Origin of the sequence: Alcaligenes sp. EGD-AK7, from assembly GCF_000465875.3 — a bacterium.
Classification (GTDB): Bacteria; Pseudomonadota; Gammaproteobacteria; order Burkholderiales; family Burkholderiaceae_B; genus Alcaligenes; species Alcaligenes phenolicus.
This window is the reverse complement of record NZ_AVOG02000056.1, coordinates 40518-56199: the sequence shown is the minus strand read 5'-3', so window position 1 is coordinate 56199 and position 15682 is coordinate 40518. Positions and strand designations below refer to the sequence as shown.

The window sequence follows — 15682 nt, the reverse complement described above, 5'->3', positions numbered from 1 at the left end:
TCTCCTTACGCCACGCGCACCCAGGTTTCGCTGTTCGCCAGGCTGGCGGACTGCGCACGCGAGCCGTTAAAGTCCCGCTCTATGGTGTTGCCCGGCAAGGCCGTGCCATTGATCAGCACCCTGGCTTGCTGCGCCGGATGGAACACGCACATCATTTCGTGCTTCTGGGTTTGGGTCTGACTTTGCGGCAGGTCCACACAAATCGCTGGCTGCGTCATGTGATGCCATTGCAATTCCACCGTCAGACCTGCACTGGCGGAGGTGACAGATTCGCTGACCAGCTCAGGGAAACGGTTCACTGTCTGGAAAACGCCGTCACTCAAGACCTGCAACTTGTCCAGCGCCACCGCCTTGCGAAACAGGCCAAAATGGCGCACGAAGTCCCGTACCAGATACTCGGCCAAGGGCTTGTTATCCGTGATCAGCAAACGCGCGTCGCTGTCCTGCCCGTCTTCGTAAGGCTTGTCCAACACCAGGATGGCCTGGCCGCTGCCATACGCCGAGCTGGCGATGCGAAAGTACAGGGACAAGGACGACCAGTCCTGTTCAGGGTCAGTCTTCAAGTAAATAAAAGGGTTGTCACCCGTCCAATCCAAGGTGCCGGTTTTAATTCCCGTCATGCTCAAGTCTCCGTGTTCAATGTAGTCGTCATGGGTGCCTGGGCGTTTCACGCCAGGTCTTTTTCCACCGCGTATTCCTGGCGCAGTAGCTGGAAGTCCGTGCTTGGTTGCCAGCCCAGAATTTCCTTGGCCGCATGGCTGCTGAAAATGGAGGCACGGGGATTGTTCTGATACCAGCGCGGGTTCTTGATTTCAGGCACAGGGCCGATAATCTGCTGATACCAGTCCGTGGTTGCCAGGGGGTGGGAGCTATCGTCTGCGCTAATGAAAAACACGCCGTAGCGTAAACCTTGCAGATTCACGGCGGCCTCAAAGGCACGCGCCAGATCCGCAGCCCAGATGTAATAGAACAGCCAGTTACGCTGCGGGCTGTCAACGAACTGGATGTACTCGGCAATGGTTTCCGGCAGCACCACGGCCAGCGGACGCAGACAGATCACTTCCATATCGCTGGCATCGCTAAAGCTTTTTGCCATCTGCTCCATGATGATCTTGCTGACGCTGTAGGCCTGATAAGGCTTGTTTTCATGGGCCTCGTCCACAGGCAGATACTGGGGTTTCCAATCAGCTCGCATCTCGGACAGACCGCAAGCGGAAATGCTGGAACACAGCACCACTTTCTTGACACCGTTTTCGCGACAGGCTTGCAGCACATGCCAGGTGCCGCGCACATTGACGTTGATGTACTGCTCCTCAGCAGCCTTCCAGTCGAAATCAATCGCCGCCAGGTGAATCACGGCATCGGCATCTTTGGTGGCCGCACGCACGGCCTCCAGATCCATCACATCCGTTTGAATAAAGGAAACCTGATGCTGGCTGGGTTTCAGATCCGCCACGACCACATCCATGGTCTGCATCAATTGCTGTACGACGTACGAGCCCACACGACCCGAGCCGCCTGTAACCACCACTTTTTTCATGGTGTTTCTCCTGTTTATTGTTATAGATCCAAAACCAGTTCGGCCGACAAGGCGCGCGACACGCAGATCATCATGGTTTCATTCAGCTGCCGTTCTTCTGGCGACAGCACAAAATCCCGATGCTCCGGCAAGCCGGAAATGACCACGGTTTCGCAGGTGCCGCAGGTGCCGTTCTGGCATGAGCACTTGACCCGTATGCCCTCCCGTTTCAAGGCGGCCAGAATCGTTTCATCCCCCGCTACCGCGATGCTTTTGCCCGACTTTTGCAAAGTCACGGTAAAGCCCTTGCCTTGCAGCAGGGCCGGGTCGGTCTCTACCGAGAAACGCTCCAGCACCAACTGCCAACCAATATCGGCCTGTTCCTGTTGATAGTTTTCCAAGGCGGTCAGCAATGGTTGCGGACCGCAGGAATAGACGACGGTTTGTGCATCCAGCGTTTTCAATAAGCCTTGCAGATCAAACAGCCCGTCCTGATTGGAGGCATGCGTGGTGATACGCGCAGCATCCACTTGTTGCAGCTCTTGCAGAAAAATAAAATCCGCTGCGTTTCTTGCCAGATACAGCAAGTGCCAGTCCAGGCCGGCTGCCGCAGCGGCCTGGATCATGGGCACGATAGGCGTGATGCCTATGCCCCCGGCCACAAAAAAGCACTTCTTGTTTGCAGCAAAGGGAAAGTGATTTTTCGGCACGCTGACAGCCAGCGCATCACCTTCCTGCAACACCTCATGGATATACGCAGAGCCGCCCCGCCCGGCTTCTTCTTTCAGAACGGCAATTTGCCATTCACGAGTATTGGCCTGCTGGCCACACAAGGAATATTGACGGTAAAGCGGTTCGGTCTGCGACACCGCCAGTTCCAGTTCAATATGCGCCCCCGGCTCCCAGACGGGGAACGCGCCCCCGTTTTGCAAACCCAGGGTCAGGCCCACAACGCGCTCTGACAGCCTGGTTTTCTTCAGCACGCGTGTTTGCAAAGTTTGCTGCATGATGCTGCTCCTGCTCCCTTAGGCAATCGCTCGGATCGGCAATACCCGGCTTTGCTCGTCCACACGGCGCTCTTCTGCGCGGTACAGATCAATCAGCCAGTTTTGCAAACGCTTGATGACCAGCTCTTCATTGGTCAAACGACCACGGGAGGCAAAGTTGGATTGCATGCCCTGATGCGAACGACGCCAGGCAAACAGGTCCTCAATCATCACGGGGTACAGATCATCGTGTTCCTGATCGAACTTCTCTTTGTGGTCCTCGCGCTCCAACGTTTCCTGCGGGTACATCCAGGACACGCCATAGGTGGACTGCTTGGCGCTCTTGGGCAGCCACATGAAGTACTTCACCTTGTCGGGCATGGCCACCAGCAAAAGGTTGGGAGCCACGGTCACGTAAGAAAGCTGGGTCCGCTCCTGGTCAGTCAAGCCCTTCATGGGCGGCTGCAAGATAGAGCCGGTATGCGTGGGGGCTGCGTCTTTGTGGGTGGAGATCAGGTTGTAGGAGACAATGCCATTGGCCACGTCATTGAAGACAGCGGTTTCATCCACACGATCCGGATTGGTTTCGTACATGCCGCCCCAGGACGAAGCGTGCAGAAAGCTGCAGTGGTAGCACTCGTCATTGAAGATCTTCCAGTTCCAGTCGAAACCTTCCATCTTCAGGGGTTCCGAAGACTTCAGCTCGGACATGCGATAGTTCGCCAGCTGCTTGCCCAAATTGCCCAGGCGGGTGTGCAAGGCCGGTGCCGTGGCGTCGTAGTTGATGAAGATAAAGCCTTCCCAAACCTCGGCGCGGATCTTGGGCAAACAGACGCTCTTGGGGTCAAAGCTGGCACCGGTATCGGTCAGACCTGGGGCGGAAACCAGCTCGCCTTCCATGTTGTAGACCCAGGCGTGCAAGGGGCAGCTGATGCGGCGTACATTGCCTGCCCCTTCCAGCAACAACATATTGCGGTGACGACAGACATTGGACAGTACATTGATGCCACCTTCACGAGTGCGGATGGCAAACAGCGCATCATTGCCTACATCGAAGGTGAAGAAGTCACCGGCATTGGGGATGTCAGTGGCACGGCCCACACAGAACCACTGCTTTTTCCAGACGGCATTCAGCTCAAACTGGAAAAACTCTTCCGAGGTAAAGCACTCGGGGGGCAAGGCGAAAACCTCGTCGGTTTCCTGCTGAAAGTAGCTGCGGTCAAATTCTTCAATCGCAATGGGCGAGCGTAGAGCGGTATTCATCTCAGTATCTCCTCTGGTTTGCATAAGCACCATGAATGGCTTTTATTAGGTCAGGCCAATCATGCGACAGGGAGCGACGCTTGAAAATTGAGCAAATTTGACGGAACGATGAGTTTTTTTTGTTGTTGAATCGGGATGAAGAGAAAGCGGTGGATCGCAATCACCGCAAAATGAGGCCGTTCTCGGCGACGTAAAGCCCGATTGAGGGCTGCGTGTCAGCCATTTGGAACCAGGGATGAGCGGTGTGAGAACTAGGCGGAGCTTGATAAAACCTCCAGCCACGCGCATCAGGTCGGGGTTCCACACCCTGATCGATGAGAAATGAGAAATGAGAAATGAGCAATGAACGATGTGCGATGTGCGATGTGCGATGTGCGATGTGCGATGTGCATCCAGCCTGGTTCAGGCAAGCCGATACATAAAAAACCTGCAAATATGCAGGTTTTTTTAAAGACGCAGAGACAGAGACACGGTCAGCAAAGAGCGAAAAAAGCCCGGTCACCGAGCACAACACATGGGGACCATCAAGTAACTACCGCCTAGCGGATTGCAATCGACGCGACCCAATCCACAAACTCCTGCTCCTGTCGGCTAAGGTTCGCCTCCTTGGGGTAGGCCAGAAAATAGGCGTACTCTTCCAGGCAAACATCGAACAGCTGGACAATTTCCTTCTTGTCGATCAAAGGCTGTAACAAGGCCGGACAGCCCAACATGACCCCTTGGCCGTTCAACACAGCATTCATGCGCACATTGGTGTCATCAATGTGAAAGCTCTTCTTGGCCGTCAGTTCCTGCCCCGCCGCCTTGCGCAACCACTGCTCCCAGCACAGCTGATTTTCTTCATGAATCAGCACATGTAGGTTCAGATCTTGCGGGGACATAATCTGGCCATGCGCCTGCAGGTAAGACGGCGCACAAACAGGCGTCAAATTGCCGGGGATGATACGCAAGGTTTGCAACTGCGGCCAATCGCCCTGCTTGCCCCAGACGATAGCAAAATTGATGTTGTCCCTGAAAAAATCCGGAGCCTGCAGCCTGTGCAACAAGTTGATTTCAATGTCTGGATGCTTCAGCCAGAAGTCTCCCAACTGCCCGGTAAACCACATGCTGGACACAAAGGGCCGCAAGGATAGATTGATGCGGCTCTTGCCGTGCGGCATGCGCAATTCGCTCAAAGCCTGATTGATCTCGTAAAACGGCCGTTGCAAACGGTCGAATAGAAACTGACCCTGATCCGTTAGTTCCAGAGATCGGTTCTTGCGCAGAAACAGCTTGCAAGCCAAATACTCCTCCAGCACCTTGATCTGGTGGCTGACTGCCGAGGGAGAGACCAGCAGGTCTTCTGCCGCCTTGGTGAAGTTCAACCTTTGCGCCGACACCGTAAAGGTTCTTAAGGCATTCAGTAATGGCACCTGCATGACGGGCTATGTCTCCTGACGTGGGTAGCTTTGTTCTGGAATTATTTATTATCGGAGCATAAGCCTTGCCGCCTTCAAAAACCAGTCAGGCAGAACGCCGAGCTTGCGGCAGGCAAAAAAAAACCGGCCCGGGCCGGTTTTCAAACAGACAAGCAGACTTACTCGTCCACATCGGTTTTGCGTCGTACCGGAACCAGTACATTGCGTGCTTTCTCACGTGCCGACCTGGAAGAATCAAACAGCTTCCAGGCTCCCAGAGCCAAAGCCCCGATACGCATCCAGCGCCCGCCAAAACTGCTCAGCACGGCAGAAGCACCGGACAACAGGAACGGATAACGGCGCGACAAGGACAGCGCGCTGGTGACTACACCGCCCATGCTCAAACCCGACGGCTTGACGCTGTTCCACAAATTGCCGGGGCTTAAATCTTCGCCCAGGGAGTGGATCTGGGACGACATGGTCTGCCGCTCCAACGAGGCGCGGACTCGCAACAGTTCAATACGCACAGCCCGCTCCTGGGCGGACATGCTCTCTTGCTTCGTGCTCATTTGCCGTCTCCCTCGGAATCCCTCAAGCGCTCAATAAACGCGACATCGCGACGCAACTCGGACAAGGTGGCCGAAAAAGGAATCGGGCCTGTAGTCAGACGACGGCGTACGGCCAGGAAAAGACCCACTCCCAAACCGGCATACAGAACGACCAGCACTCCCAAAGCCCAGTAACGATAATCCGTAGGCCAGAAGTACAAGGCCAGCAACAAGCTGAAAACCAGCACCGCCAGAGTGGAGAACAGCAGTGCGCCAAACACCATGCTGAAGATGGTTATCAGGCTTGCCTTTTGCTGACCGGCTTCCAGAGCGAACAGCTCCAGCCTGGTACTGACAGCCCCTATCAAGGTAGAACCAAGCTGACTGATAGTTTGCCTAAGCGCCATGATTTATCCCTGCTCTGCGACATCCTGCCATTGCATGCAATGGCAAGAGCCTGATTTCTAAGAGGCTGCCGATCTGGACCGCAAAGTCCAGATCGGCAGGGCTGCTTTTTATGCTGCTGCAACCCCGCAAAGGGCCCGCAGCGCAGAGCAAAGACAGATTAACGACGGCTGATCAGCATACCGAACATCAGGCCCACAATACCGGCCACGCCAATGGCTTGCCAGGGCTTGTCGTGGACATAGTTGTCGGTTGCCTTGGCGGCACGCACACTGTGCTCGACCACGGCTTCCTGAGCATCGTGCAGGGAATCCCGGGTCACACGCAGAGAGCGCAGCGCCTTCTCACGCAGCTCACCGGCCTTGTCGCCCGTGGCTTCAGCGGCCTCACGCATCAGTTTTTCAGCTTCATCCAAGCTCGCTTTCACTTCTTCGATGAATTTGTCTCCGCTGTTTTCCACACTTTTCTTGGTAGCCATAAATAACTCCTTGCAGTTGAAAGGGACACGCGACAAATACGTATCGCCAAGTGAATGGCGCCATAGCAGCGCCGCACAAAATTCTTTAACCCGCTGTTTTCAGGATAAAGATACTCGATGTACCTGAGACCAGTCAGTCGCAGGTTTACTTCAGTTGCGTCACATCCACCGTGGACGGGACACCGTTCTGAATACTTTCCTGCTTCATCACCATCTGCACATCCGGGCAATACCAATCCGTAACCTGGGAGTTGATGCCCGGTATGGGCAGACTGATGCCACTGAAACTGGCCTGAGTAGGCTCGATCTCGCGTTGATAACGAATAGGCCAACATTGGTAATTGCCCAATGCGGTCTGTACCGATTGTTGAGCTCCAACCGTCTTGGCACCAGTATGAATGCGCAAGACATTGGCGTTGGACTGGGAGCGCTTGTCCAGATTGATCTGGAAATCCTGGCGCGGGAAGGTTTGCCCTTCCTGCAGCCCACCGTGTTCGTAGGAAAACAGGCCCAGCAGGCGCAGGTCAAACGAACCTTGAACGGCTTCCAGACCACCACGGCCATCATCGCGCTGGAAACGGGTGCGGCCATCGCGCACCGTCATCACGTAGTCAATATTGGGCTTGCTGGCCGGCAAACCGGCCAGGGCTACACTGGCCTTGCCCTGTACACGCGCCTGGCACTGATCACCGCCCTGCTTTTTCACGTCAGAAAAAGCCAGATCAGCGCCCAAGGCCAGAAAGCCCGAGCCAGTCAGTTGTATCTGCCCACCGTCACGCATGAAAGGCACGTCACACAAACCAGCCTGAGCCGAGCTCAGGCCCAACATGACCAACAGCGGTGCAGCCATCCAAGCATTCAGTTTCATGTACATCCTGATTCAGTGAAACTTAGATTCGACTCTTTATTATGCCTATCCCCTCTGGCGTACTGGCAAGGGATTGTAAAAAAGCACGACAAGTTCTGGACTTAGAGTTCGCCGTCCTGAACCTTCTGGCGAGTACCAAAAATACGGTCGCCCGCATCACCCAGCCCCGGCACGATATAACCATGCTCGTCCAGATGCTGATCAATGGACGCGGTATAGATATGGACATCAGGGTGATGTTTTTCAAGAGTGGCAATGCCTTCCGGAGCCGCCACCAACACCAAAGCGCGAATATTCTTGCAGCCTGCTTTTTTCAGCAGATCAATCGTGGCGACCATGGAACCACCTGTTGCCAGCATGGGGTCGATAATCAGGGCCAAACGCTGATCCAGCTCGCCGACCAGACGCTCCAGATAGGTCTGGGCTTCAAAGGTTTCTTCGTTGCGAGCAATACCGATCACGCTGACTTTGGCGCCAGGAATCAAGCTCAACACCCCGTCCAGCATGCCAATACCAGCGCGCAAGATGGGCACAACTGTCACTTTCTTGCCAGCCAGCTTTTCCACTTCCACATTGCCACACCAACCCTCAATGGTGGTGGGTTCCAGGGGCAGATCCTTGCACGCCTCGTAGGTCAGCAAAGAGGCGATTTCCTGGGACATTTCGCGGAAATTTTTCGTGCTCAGATCTGCCTTGCGCATCAAGCCCAGCTTATGGCGGATCAAAGGGTGGCGTATTTCGTGTATGGGCATGATTGCTTCATCAAATTAGGGACTAACTAAAAACAGGGCTGCAGCACAGCAGCCCGCACTATCGTGATCGTCAACGTACTGCCAGCCACTTCACCACCGCATCAAAAAAGGGTCGGGCAGAGGCAGAACGTTCGTCATTGACCATCATGACGACAATATACCGCTTTCCGCTGGCTCCCAGCACGTAACCGGCCAAGGCACGACTATCGCGCAGCGTGCCGGTTTTCAAGTGGGCACGGCCCTGAACCTCGTCATCGCGCAAGCGCGAACGCACCGTGCCGTCCACACCGGAGATCGCAAAGGACGAAATGTACTCGGGCATCCAGTTCGAGCGCCAGGCGACTTTCAGCATGTCAGCCATGCCGCCCGCCGTGACGCGGGCATTGCGTGACAGGCCCGAGCCGTTGTCCACGGTCCAGCCTGCGGTATTCACGCCCTGGCGACCCAGCACGTTCATGACGGCGCGCTCGCCGGTGGCCACCGTGGCACCGGGACCATTCATTTCTGCGCCCACGGTCAGCAAGATGGTACGGGCCATCACATTGTTGCTTTGCTTATTAATAAGACGGATCAGGTCAGACAGGGACTGCGAGTCATGCCAGGTAATCGCCTGCGCACGAGCCGGCACACGGCCTGCTTTGATGTCGCGGGCCAGGGTGCCGCCCAGATCGCGCCACAGGCTGCGGAACAGCTTGTCGAAAAACTCGGTTTGGGAATGAACCAGACGGTAAACGCTGAACTCACCGCAAGAAGCGGCGGCCTTGCCACTGACACGGACCACCATGCCACCGGCTTCAGGCTGAATCTGGGTACCAACAACAGGCGAACCAGGGCAGGTCGCCGTCGACCACTCGACTTCACCCTGTACGCGCACTCCGGGCAAAGGCGGGTCAATAATCGCAATCCATTTGCGCGCCTGTGTATCTGGCTGGAACACCAGCCGGGAAGCGCCTAGCCCCACCATCATGGCATCCGGGCTGGCGTTATAGGGACGGTCACCCGCATTATCGAAATCACCCGGATTGATGGTGACGTTGCCGAAGATGGAACGATCCACAATAACTTCGGTCAGATTCTTCACCCCACGCAAGCGGAGCTCGCGCAACATGTCCCATAACTGCGGCACGGTCAAAAACGGATCGCCCCCCGCCTTGATGTACAGAGGCCCTTTCAAAGTGCCTTGTTCGTCCACCTGCAGGCCGTCCTGGGCCATTAACGTCGTACGCCAGGTATATTCTGGCCCCAGAGCGGACAAACCGGCCCAGGTACTGACCAGTTTCATTACCGATGCGGGGTTACGGGGCTCCTGGGGATTGACGCCGATCAGGCGCGGACCGTCCACCTCGTCTACCACGATGGACAGAGACGATTGCGGCAAGCGGCTGGCGTTCCATACCGAAGCCAGCTCGGGCGGCAAGGCCTGGGCCAGGGCTAGTGATGCGCCTTGCACCATGAGCAAGGTGGCCAGAGCCACGTGCTTGCAACGACTCAAAACAGGCTTTGCCTTTAAAACGCCCATGCCCTCGTCTCCAACAGATCAATTCAGGAAAGACCCAAGCATACCGAAAGAAAAACACCACGGATATGGCCGTTTCAGCAATCTGGCGGCAAAGCGTTAAAATAGTCGGTTACCCCATCAGGCCCGGCCTTCTGGCCAGTGGCCCTTTACGACAAACCATGAGCATCGACCCCTCTTTAACTATCGCCCAGTTCGACTACGAGCTTCCCCCTGATCTGATCGCTCAAAGCCCGCCGGCCCAGCGCCAGGGCAGCCGTCTGCTGCATCTGGACGGTGCCAGCCAATTGCATGACCGCCAGTTCACCGACCTGCCCAGCCTGCTGCGCAAGGGTGACCTGCTGGTCTTTAACGATACGCGCGTCATCAAGGCCCGCCTGCATGGCCAGAAAAGCAGCGGCGGCAAGGTGGAAGTGCTGATCGAGCGCGTAACCGGCCCCGATACGGCTCTGGCCCATATCCGCGCCAGCAAGTCCCCCAAACCTGGCACGTTGCTGGAACTGGCCGACGGCAAGGTACTGGCCGATTGCACCGGGCGGGAAGACGCCCTGTTTGCGCTGCGCTTTCACGAGCCTGTGCTGGACATGCTGGAGCAATACGGCGCCACGCCTTTGCCACCCTACATTACCCACGCAGCGGACGAGGAAGACGACTCGCGCTACCAGACTGTTTACGCCCGTCACCCCGGTGCCGTGGCCGCCCCGACGGCTGGCCTGCACTTTACCGACGACATGCTGAACACCTTGCGCGAGCAAGGCGTGGACCAGGCCTTTGTGACCTTGCACGTGGGTGCAGGCACTTTTCAGCCTGTGCGTGTGGACAATATCAGCGAACACGTCATGCACGCCGAGCGTTACCATGTGCCCGCCGCCACCCTGGCCAAGATCGAAGCCACCCGCGCTGCCGGTGGCCGCGTCATTGCCGTGGGCACCACCAGTGTGCGTTCGCTGGAGTCTGCCGCCAGCAAAGAGCCCGGCATGAACCAGCGCTGCACCGATGGCAGCATTGAAGGCGACACGCGCCTGTTCATTACCCCCGGCTTCCAGTACCAGTGGGTGGATGCACTGATCACCAATTTCCATTTGCCCCAGTCCACCTTGCTGATGCTGGTATCGGCCCTGGCGGGGATCGAACCCATACAACGTGCCTACCAGCACGCCGTCCAATCCCGGTATCGCTTCTTTAGTTACGGCGATGCTATGTTCATTGAGCCTCCTACCCCATGAGTGGACTGAAGTTTGACCTCTTAAGCACCGATGGCGCCGCTCGCCGTGGCCAGATCACCCTGAACCACGGTGTGGTGCAAACCCCCATTTTCATGCCGGTAGGCACCTATGGCAGCGTCAAGGCCATGATGCCGCACGAGCTGAACGAGATTGGCTCACAGATCATATTGGGCAATACCTTTCACCTGTGGCTGCGTCCGGGCACGGAGGTCATGGACAAGTACCAGGGTCTGCATAATTTCATGCAATGGGACAAGCCCATCCTGACGGACTCGGGCGGTTTTCAGGTGTTCAGCCTGAAAGGCATGCGCAAGATTACCGAGGAAGGGGTGAAGTTTGCCTCCCCCATCACCGGCGAGCGCCTGTTTCTGACGCCTGAAGTGTCGATGCAAATCCAGTACTCCTTGAACTCCGATATTTCCATGGTGTTCGATGAATGCACGCCCTACTTGATTGACGACCGTCCCGCCACGCATATCGAAGCGGCTAAATCCATGCGCATGTCCTTGCGCTGGGCTCGCCGTTCACGCGAGGAATTCAAGCGTCTGAATAACCCCAATGCCCTGTTTGGCATTGTGCAAGGCGGCATGTACGAGGACCTGCGCGACGAATCCCTGGCTGGTCTGACCGAAATCGGCTTTGAAGGCTATGCCATTGGCGGCCTGTCCGTAGGCGAGCCCAAAGAAGACATGATGCGCATTCTGGCGCACACCACCCCGAAACTGCCCACGCATGCCCCCCGCTATCTAATGGGTGTGGGTACACCGGAAGATCTGGTCGAAGGGGTCAGCCAGGGCGTGGACATGTTTGACTGCGTCATGCCCACCCGCAATGCGCGCAATGGCTGGCTGTTTACCCGTTACGGCGACATCAAGATACGCAATGCCCGTTACCGCGACGATACCCGCCCGCTGGATCCCAGCTGCACCTGCCATACCTGCAAGCATTTCTCGCGTGGCTACTTGCATCATTTGCAGCGTTCCAATGAAATTACCGGCTCGCGTTTGAATACCTTGCACAATCTGCATTTCTATTTGCAGATCATGCAAGAGATGCGCGATGCTATCGAGCAAAAGCGTTTCGCGGCCTGGCGGGAGCAGTTCCACCAGGATCGGGCGCGCGGTATTGAATGACACGCTGTTTGTGATACCGCAATAAAGTGCCGCTACAATACACCGTTAGTTTTTGACAACCCACACAAAAAAATCCTCAGGAGCCCCACATGTCCGCTGTTGACATTCTGACTCTCATCCCCGCCCAGGCAGCTGCCGGCGGCGAAAATGCCTTGATGGGCATGCTGCCCATCATCTTGATGTTCGTTGTGCTGTACTTCTTGATGATTCGTCCTCAAATGAAGCGTCAGAAAGAGCACCGCAACCTGGTATCCAACCTGGCCAAAGGCGACGAAGTAATCACCTCCGGCGGTCTGCTGGGCAAAGTCAGCAAAGTTCACGACAACTACCTGACCGTTGAAGTGGCCAACTTGACCGACAAGCCTGTTGAAGTTCTGGTCCAACGCGTGGCCGTTACGACTGTTCTGCCCAAAGGCACGATCAAGTCGCTGTAATGCCTCCGACCCCGGACCTCGGTCCGGGGTTGCCATTTCTGCACCCGTCGTAGATATCCCATGAATCGTTATCCTCTCTGGAAATATGTCATCGTCTTGGTCGCGCTGGCGATCGGCCTGATCTATACCTTGCCCAATCTGTTTGGTGAGTCTCCTGCTGTCCAGGTTTCCAGCGCCAAATCCACGGTCCGGCTTGAAACCAACCTGATCAGTCACGTTGAAGAGCTGCTCAAGAAAAACAATATTCCTACGACGGGCTCGTATTTTGAACAAAACGGACCTAGCGCCACTGCGCGTTTCCGTTTTGAGTCCACCGATGTTCAGCTCAAGGCCAAAGACCTGATCGAGCGCGAACTGAACAAGGACTCCACAGCTACCGCCCCCGACTACACCGTCGCCCTGAACCTGGTGTCTGCGTCGCCTGCCTGGCTGACCGCACTGGGCGCCCACCCCATGCACCTGGGCCTGGACTTGCGCGGTGGCGTGCACTTCCTGCTGCAAGTGGATATGCAAGGCGCGCTTCAAGCCCGCTACGACTCCATGGTGGCAGATGCCCGCAGCGTGCTGCGCGAAGCCAAAGTGCCTGTTGGCGGCATCGAGCGTGATGGTCACTCGCTGCGCATGAGCTTTGCCTCGGCAGACGATCGCGACCGCGCTCAATCGGAAATGCGTCGCGCCATGCCTGATCTGGCTTTCACCCCCGCCGGTGACAGCGGTCTGACAGCCCGTTTGACCGAAGCCGCCACCATTCAGGTGCAATCGAACGCCCTCAAGCAAAACATCACCACCTTGCATAACCGAATCAATGAGCTGGGCGTAGCCGAGCCTGTGATTCAACAGCAAGGGTCCGATCGCATCGTGGTTCAACTGCCCGGCGTGCAGGATGTAGCCAAAGCCAAGGAAATTCTGGGTCGTACGGCCACACTGGAACTGCGCATGGTGGAAGACTCGCCTGCTGCCGTTGCGGCCTTGAACTCGGGTACCGTGCCCTTTGGTCTGGAGCGCTACACCGAGCGTGGTGGTGCCCCCCTGCTGCTGCGTCGCCAGGTCATCCTGACAGGTGAAAACCTGCAGGACGCCCAGCCCGGTCGTGATTCGCAAACCCAGCAACCCACCGTCAACCTGACGCTGGACAATAAGGGCTCGCGCATTTTCCGCGACATTACCCGCAACAACATCAACAAGCGCATGGCGATTGTGCTGTTTGAAAATGGCGTGGGTGAAGTGGTGACGGCTCCGGTTATCCGTAGCGAAATTCCTAACGGCCAGGTACAGATCAGCGGCAGCATGAATGCTCAGGAAGCCGCCGATATTTCCCTGCTGCTGCGTGCCGGTTCGCTGGCCGCCCCCATGAGCATCATTGAAGAGCGCACCATTGGCCCTAGCCTGGGTGCCGACAATATTCGCCAAGGCTTTAACGCCACGCTGTACGGCTTTATTGCGATCGCCATCTTCATCATGCTGTACTACCACCTGATTGGTCTGTTCTCCACCATTGGCCTGACCTTCAACGTGCTCTTGCTGCTGGCTGTCTTGTCCATGCTGCAAGCCACCCTGACCTTGCCGGGTATTGCAGCTATCGCCCTGACCCTGGGTATGGCCATTGACGCCAACGTGCTGATCAACGAGCGTATCCGCGAGGAGCTACGCAATGGTGCCTCGCCGCAACAAGCCATTCACCTGGGTTTTGATCGTGCCTGGGCCACTATTTTCGACTCCAACCTGACCAGTCTGATTGTGGGTGTCGCTTTGCTGGCCTTCGGTTCCGGTCCTATCCGTGGTTTTGCGGTCGTCCACGTGATCGGTATTCTGACCTCCATGTTCTCTTCGGTGGTTGGGGTTCGTGCCCTGGTCAACCTCTGGTATGGCAACCGTCGTCGCCTGCAGGGTATTTCCATTGGTCAGGTCTGGAAACCACAGGACAAGAAGTAAAGTGCCGGGGCCGGTGCAAACCGGCCAGGCCCAACTACAGGCATAAAGCATCATGGAATTTTTTCGTATTCACCGCACTATCCCGTTCATGCGCCATGCGTTGGTGCTGAACCTGATCAGTTTTCTGACATTTATTGCAGCGGTCGTCTTCATTATTGTGCGCGGCTTTCACCTGTCCATCGAATTTACCGGTGGTACGGTCATGGAAGTGCACTATCAGCAAACCGTGCAGGTAGAAGATGTGCGCGGCTCGATTCAGTCGCTGGGCTATACCGACTTCCAGGTACAGAACTTCGGCACGTCGCAGGACATCATGATCCGCTTGCCCGTTCTGGACGGACAAGACTCTACCCAGCAAAGCGAACAAGTACTCCAGGCCTTGAAGCAGCAGCACTCGGACGTGGAGCTGCGCCGTGTGGAGTTCGTGGGCCCACAGGTGGGGCAGGAACTGCTGCATAACGGTTTGATGGCCCTGGCCTTTGTGGTCGCGGGTATCTTGCTGTATCTGGGTTTCCGCTTTGAGTGGAAGCTGGCACTGGCTTGTGCGATTGCCAACTTGCACGACGTGGTCATCATTCTGGGCTTTTTCGCATTCTTCCAGTGGGAGTTCTCGCTGTCGGTGCTGGCTGGTGTCCTGGCTGTGCTGGGTTACTCCGTGAACGAATCCGTTGTGGTGATGGACCGTATCCGTGAGAACTTCCGCAAGCAGCGCAAGATGTCGGTGTCGGACATTATTGATCTGTCCATCACCCAGAACATCTCGCGTACCATCATCACCCACGGTTCTACCCAGATGATGGTACTGTCGATTTTCTTCTTCGGTGGCCCAACGCTGCACAACTTCTCGCTGGCGCTGACCATCGGTATCTGGTTCGGTATTTACTCCTCCGTGTTCGTGGCCGCCGCCATTTCCATGTGGCTGGGCGTGAAACGTGAGGATCTGGTCAAGCCGATCAAGAAAGACGAAGGCGGCGAGGTTGTAGAAGGCTAAGTTGCTTCTTGGCTCGCTGTTAACGAAAGCCCGACATTAAAACAATGTCGGGCTTTTTTGTTTCTAAGGCTGCTGGATTGCGAGTAATAGGGTGGCAGGCGTTTGTTTTATTGAGGGCCGGGGCAGGTCGGCTTGGCGGGTCATTCGCCCGTGCTGCGCACGGGTTCCCTTGTCAGGGGCCAGATGCGGGCGGGTCGTGAACTCGGAGCGCGGTTTGTCCCCCGGACAAACCGC

At 56.4% G+C, this 15682-nt stretch carries 16 protein-coding genes; 5 read left to right on the top strand and 11 right to left on the bottom strand.

Annotated features, from left to right (window positions below):
* Nucleotides 1-5 precede the first annotated feature (5 nt).
* From N879_RS15985 to dacB, 11 genes are all read right to left on the bottom strand, one after another.
* Nucleotides 6-620: a hypothetical protein gene (locus N879_RS15985; protein ID WP_031232974.1), complete on the bottom strand. Its 615-nt coding sequence runs from the start codon at nt 618-620 to the stop codon at nt 6-8.
* 47 nt (nt 621-667) lie between these two features.
* Complete coding sequence (locus tag N879_RS15980) at nt 668-1540, bottom strand: NAD-dependent epimerase/dehydratase family protein (RefSeq protein ID WP_022983428.1); 873 nt, start codon at nt 1538-1540, stop codon at nt 668-670.
* 20 nt (nt 1541-1560) lie between these two features.
* Complete coding sequence (locus N879_RS15975) at nt 1561-2526, bottom strand: PDR/VanB family oxidoreductase (RefSeq protein WP_009455159.1); 966 nt, start codon at nt 2524-2526, stop codon at nt 1561-1563.
* 18 nt (nt 2527-2544) lie between these two features.
* The gene (locus N879_RS15970; protein ID WP_022983427.1) at nt 2545-3768 is read right to left on the bottom strand and encodes an aromatic ring-hydroxylating oxygenase subunit alpha; all 1224 of its coding nucleotides are present in this window, start codon (nt 3766-3768) and stop codon (nt 2545-2547) included.
* A gap of 539 nt (nt 3769-4307) precedes the next feature.
* On the bottom strand, nt 4308-5186 hold the full coding sequence (locus N879_RS15965) for a LysR substrate-binding domain-containing protein (RefSeq protein ID WP_009455162.1): 879 nt from the start codon (nt 5184-5186) through the stop codon (nt 4308-4310).
* Between the two features lie 158 nt (nt 5187-5344).
* Complete coding sequence (locus tag N879_RS15960) at nt 5345-5734, bottom strand: hypothetical protein (RefSeq protein ID WP_009455163.1); 390 nt, start codon at nt 5732-5734, stop codon at nt 5345-5347.
* Nucleotides 5731-6120 (bottom strand): phage holin family protein, encoded by a 390-nt coding sequence (locus tag N879_RS15955; RefSeq protein ID WP_009455164.1) that lies wholly within the window; start codon nt 6118-6120, stop codon nt 5731-5733. The genes N879_RS15960 and N879_RS15955 overlap by 4 nt, the downstream gene beginning before the upstream one ends.
* Before the next feature lie 158 nt (nt 6121-6278).
* Nucleotides 6279-6596, bottom strand: a complete 318-nt coding sequence (locus tag N879_RS15950; protein WP_009455165.1) for a DUF883 family protein — start codon at nt 6594-6596, stop codon at nt 6279-6281.
* Between the two features lie 145 nt (nt 6597-6741).
* Nucleotides 6742-7464, bottom strand: a complete 723-nt coding sequence (locus N879_RS15945) for a hypothetical protein (RefSeq protein ID WP_009455166.1) — start codon at nt 7462-7464, stop codon at nt 6742-6744.
* A 101-nt stretch (nt 7465-7565) separates the two neighbouring features.
* The gene (upp, locus tag N879_RS15940) at nt 7566-8216 is read right to left on the bottom strand and encodes a uracil phosphoribosyltransferase (RefSeq protein WP_009455167.1); all 651 of its coding nucleotides are present in this window, start codon (nt 8214-8216) and stop codon (nt 7566-7568) included.
* Between the two features lie 70 nt (nt 8217-8286).
* Nucleotides 8287-9735: a D-alanyl-D-alanine carboxypeptidase/D-alanyl-D-alanine endopeptidase gene (gene dacB, locus N879_RS15935; RefSeq protein ID WP_022983426.1), complete on the bottom strand. Its 1449-nt coding sequence runs from the start codon at nt 9733-9735 to the stop codon at nt 8287-8289.
* 158 nt (nt 9736-9893) lie between these two features.
* Between dacB and queA the strand changes: the two genes are divergently transcribed.
* The 5 genes from queA (at nt 9894) to secF (ending at nt 15448) form a co-directional block, all read left to right on the top strand.
* Nucleotides 9894-10958, top strand: a complete 1065-nt coding sequence (gene queA / locus N879_RS15930; protein WP_009463844.1) for a tRNA preQ1(34) S-adenosylmethionine ribosyltransferase-isomerase QueA — start codon at nt 9894-9896, stop codon at nt 10956-10958.
* Nucleotides 10955-12091 carry a tRNA guanosine(34) transglycosylase Tgt gene (gene tgt, locus N879_RS15925; RefSeq protein WP_009463845.1) on the top strand — a complete coding sequence of 379 codons (1137 nt, stop codon included), beginning with the start codon at nt 10955-10957 and terminating at the stop codon, nt 12089-12091. The genes queA and tgt overlap by 4 nt, the downstream gene beginning before the upstream one ends.
* Before the next feature lie 89 nt (nt 12092-12180).
* Nucleotides 12181-12525, top strand: a complete 345-nt coding sequence (gene yajC, locus N879_RS15920) for a preprotein translocase subunit YajC (protein ID WP_003803689.1) — start codon at nt 12181-12183, stop codon at nt 12523-12525.
* Nucleotides 12526-12585: 60 nt separating this feature from the next.
* Nucleotides 12586-14457 (top strand): protein translocase subunit SecD, encoded by a 1872-nt coding sequence (gene secD, locus N879_RS15915; RefSeq protein WP_022983425.1) that lies wholly within the window; start codon nt 12586-12588, stop codon nt 14455-14457.
* A 52-nt stretch (nt 14458-14509) separates the two neighbouring features.
* Nucleotides 14510-15448: a protein translocase subunit SecF gene (gene secF / locus N879_RS15910; RefSeq protein WP_009463846.1), complete on the top strand. Its 939-nt coding sequence runs from the start codon at nt 14510-14512 to the stop codon at nt 15446-15448.
* Nucleotides 15449-15682: the final 234 nt, after the last annotated feature.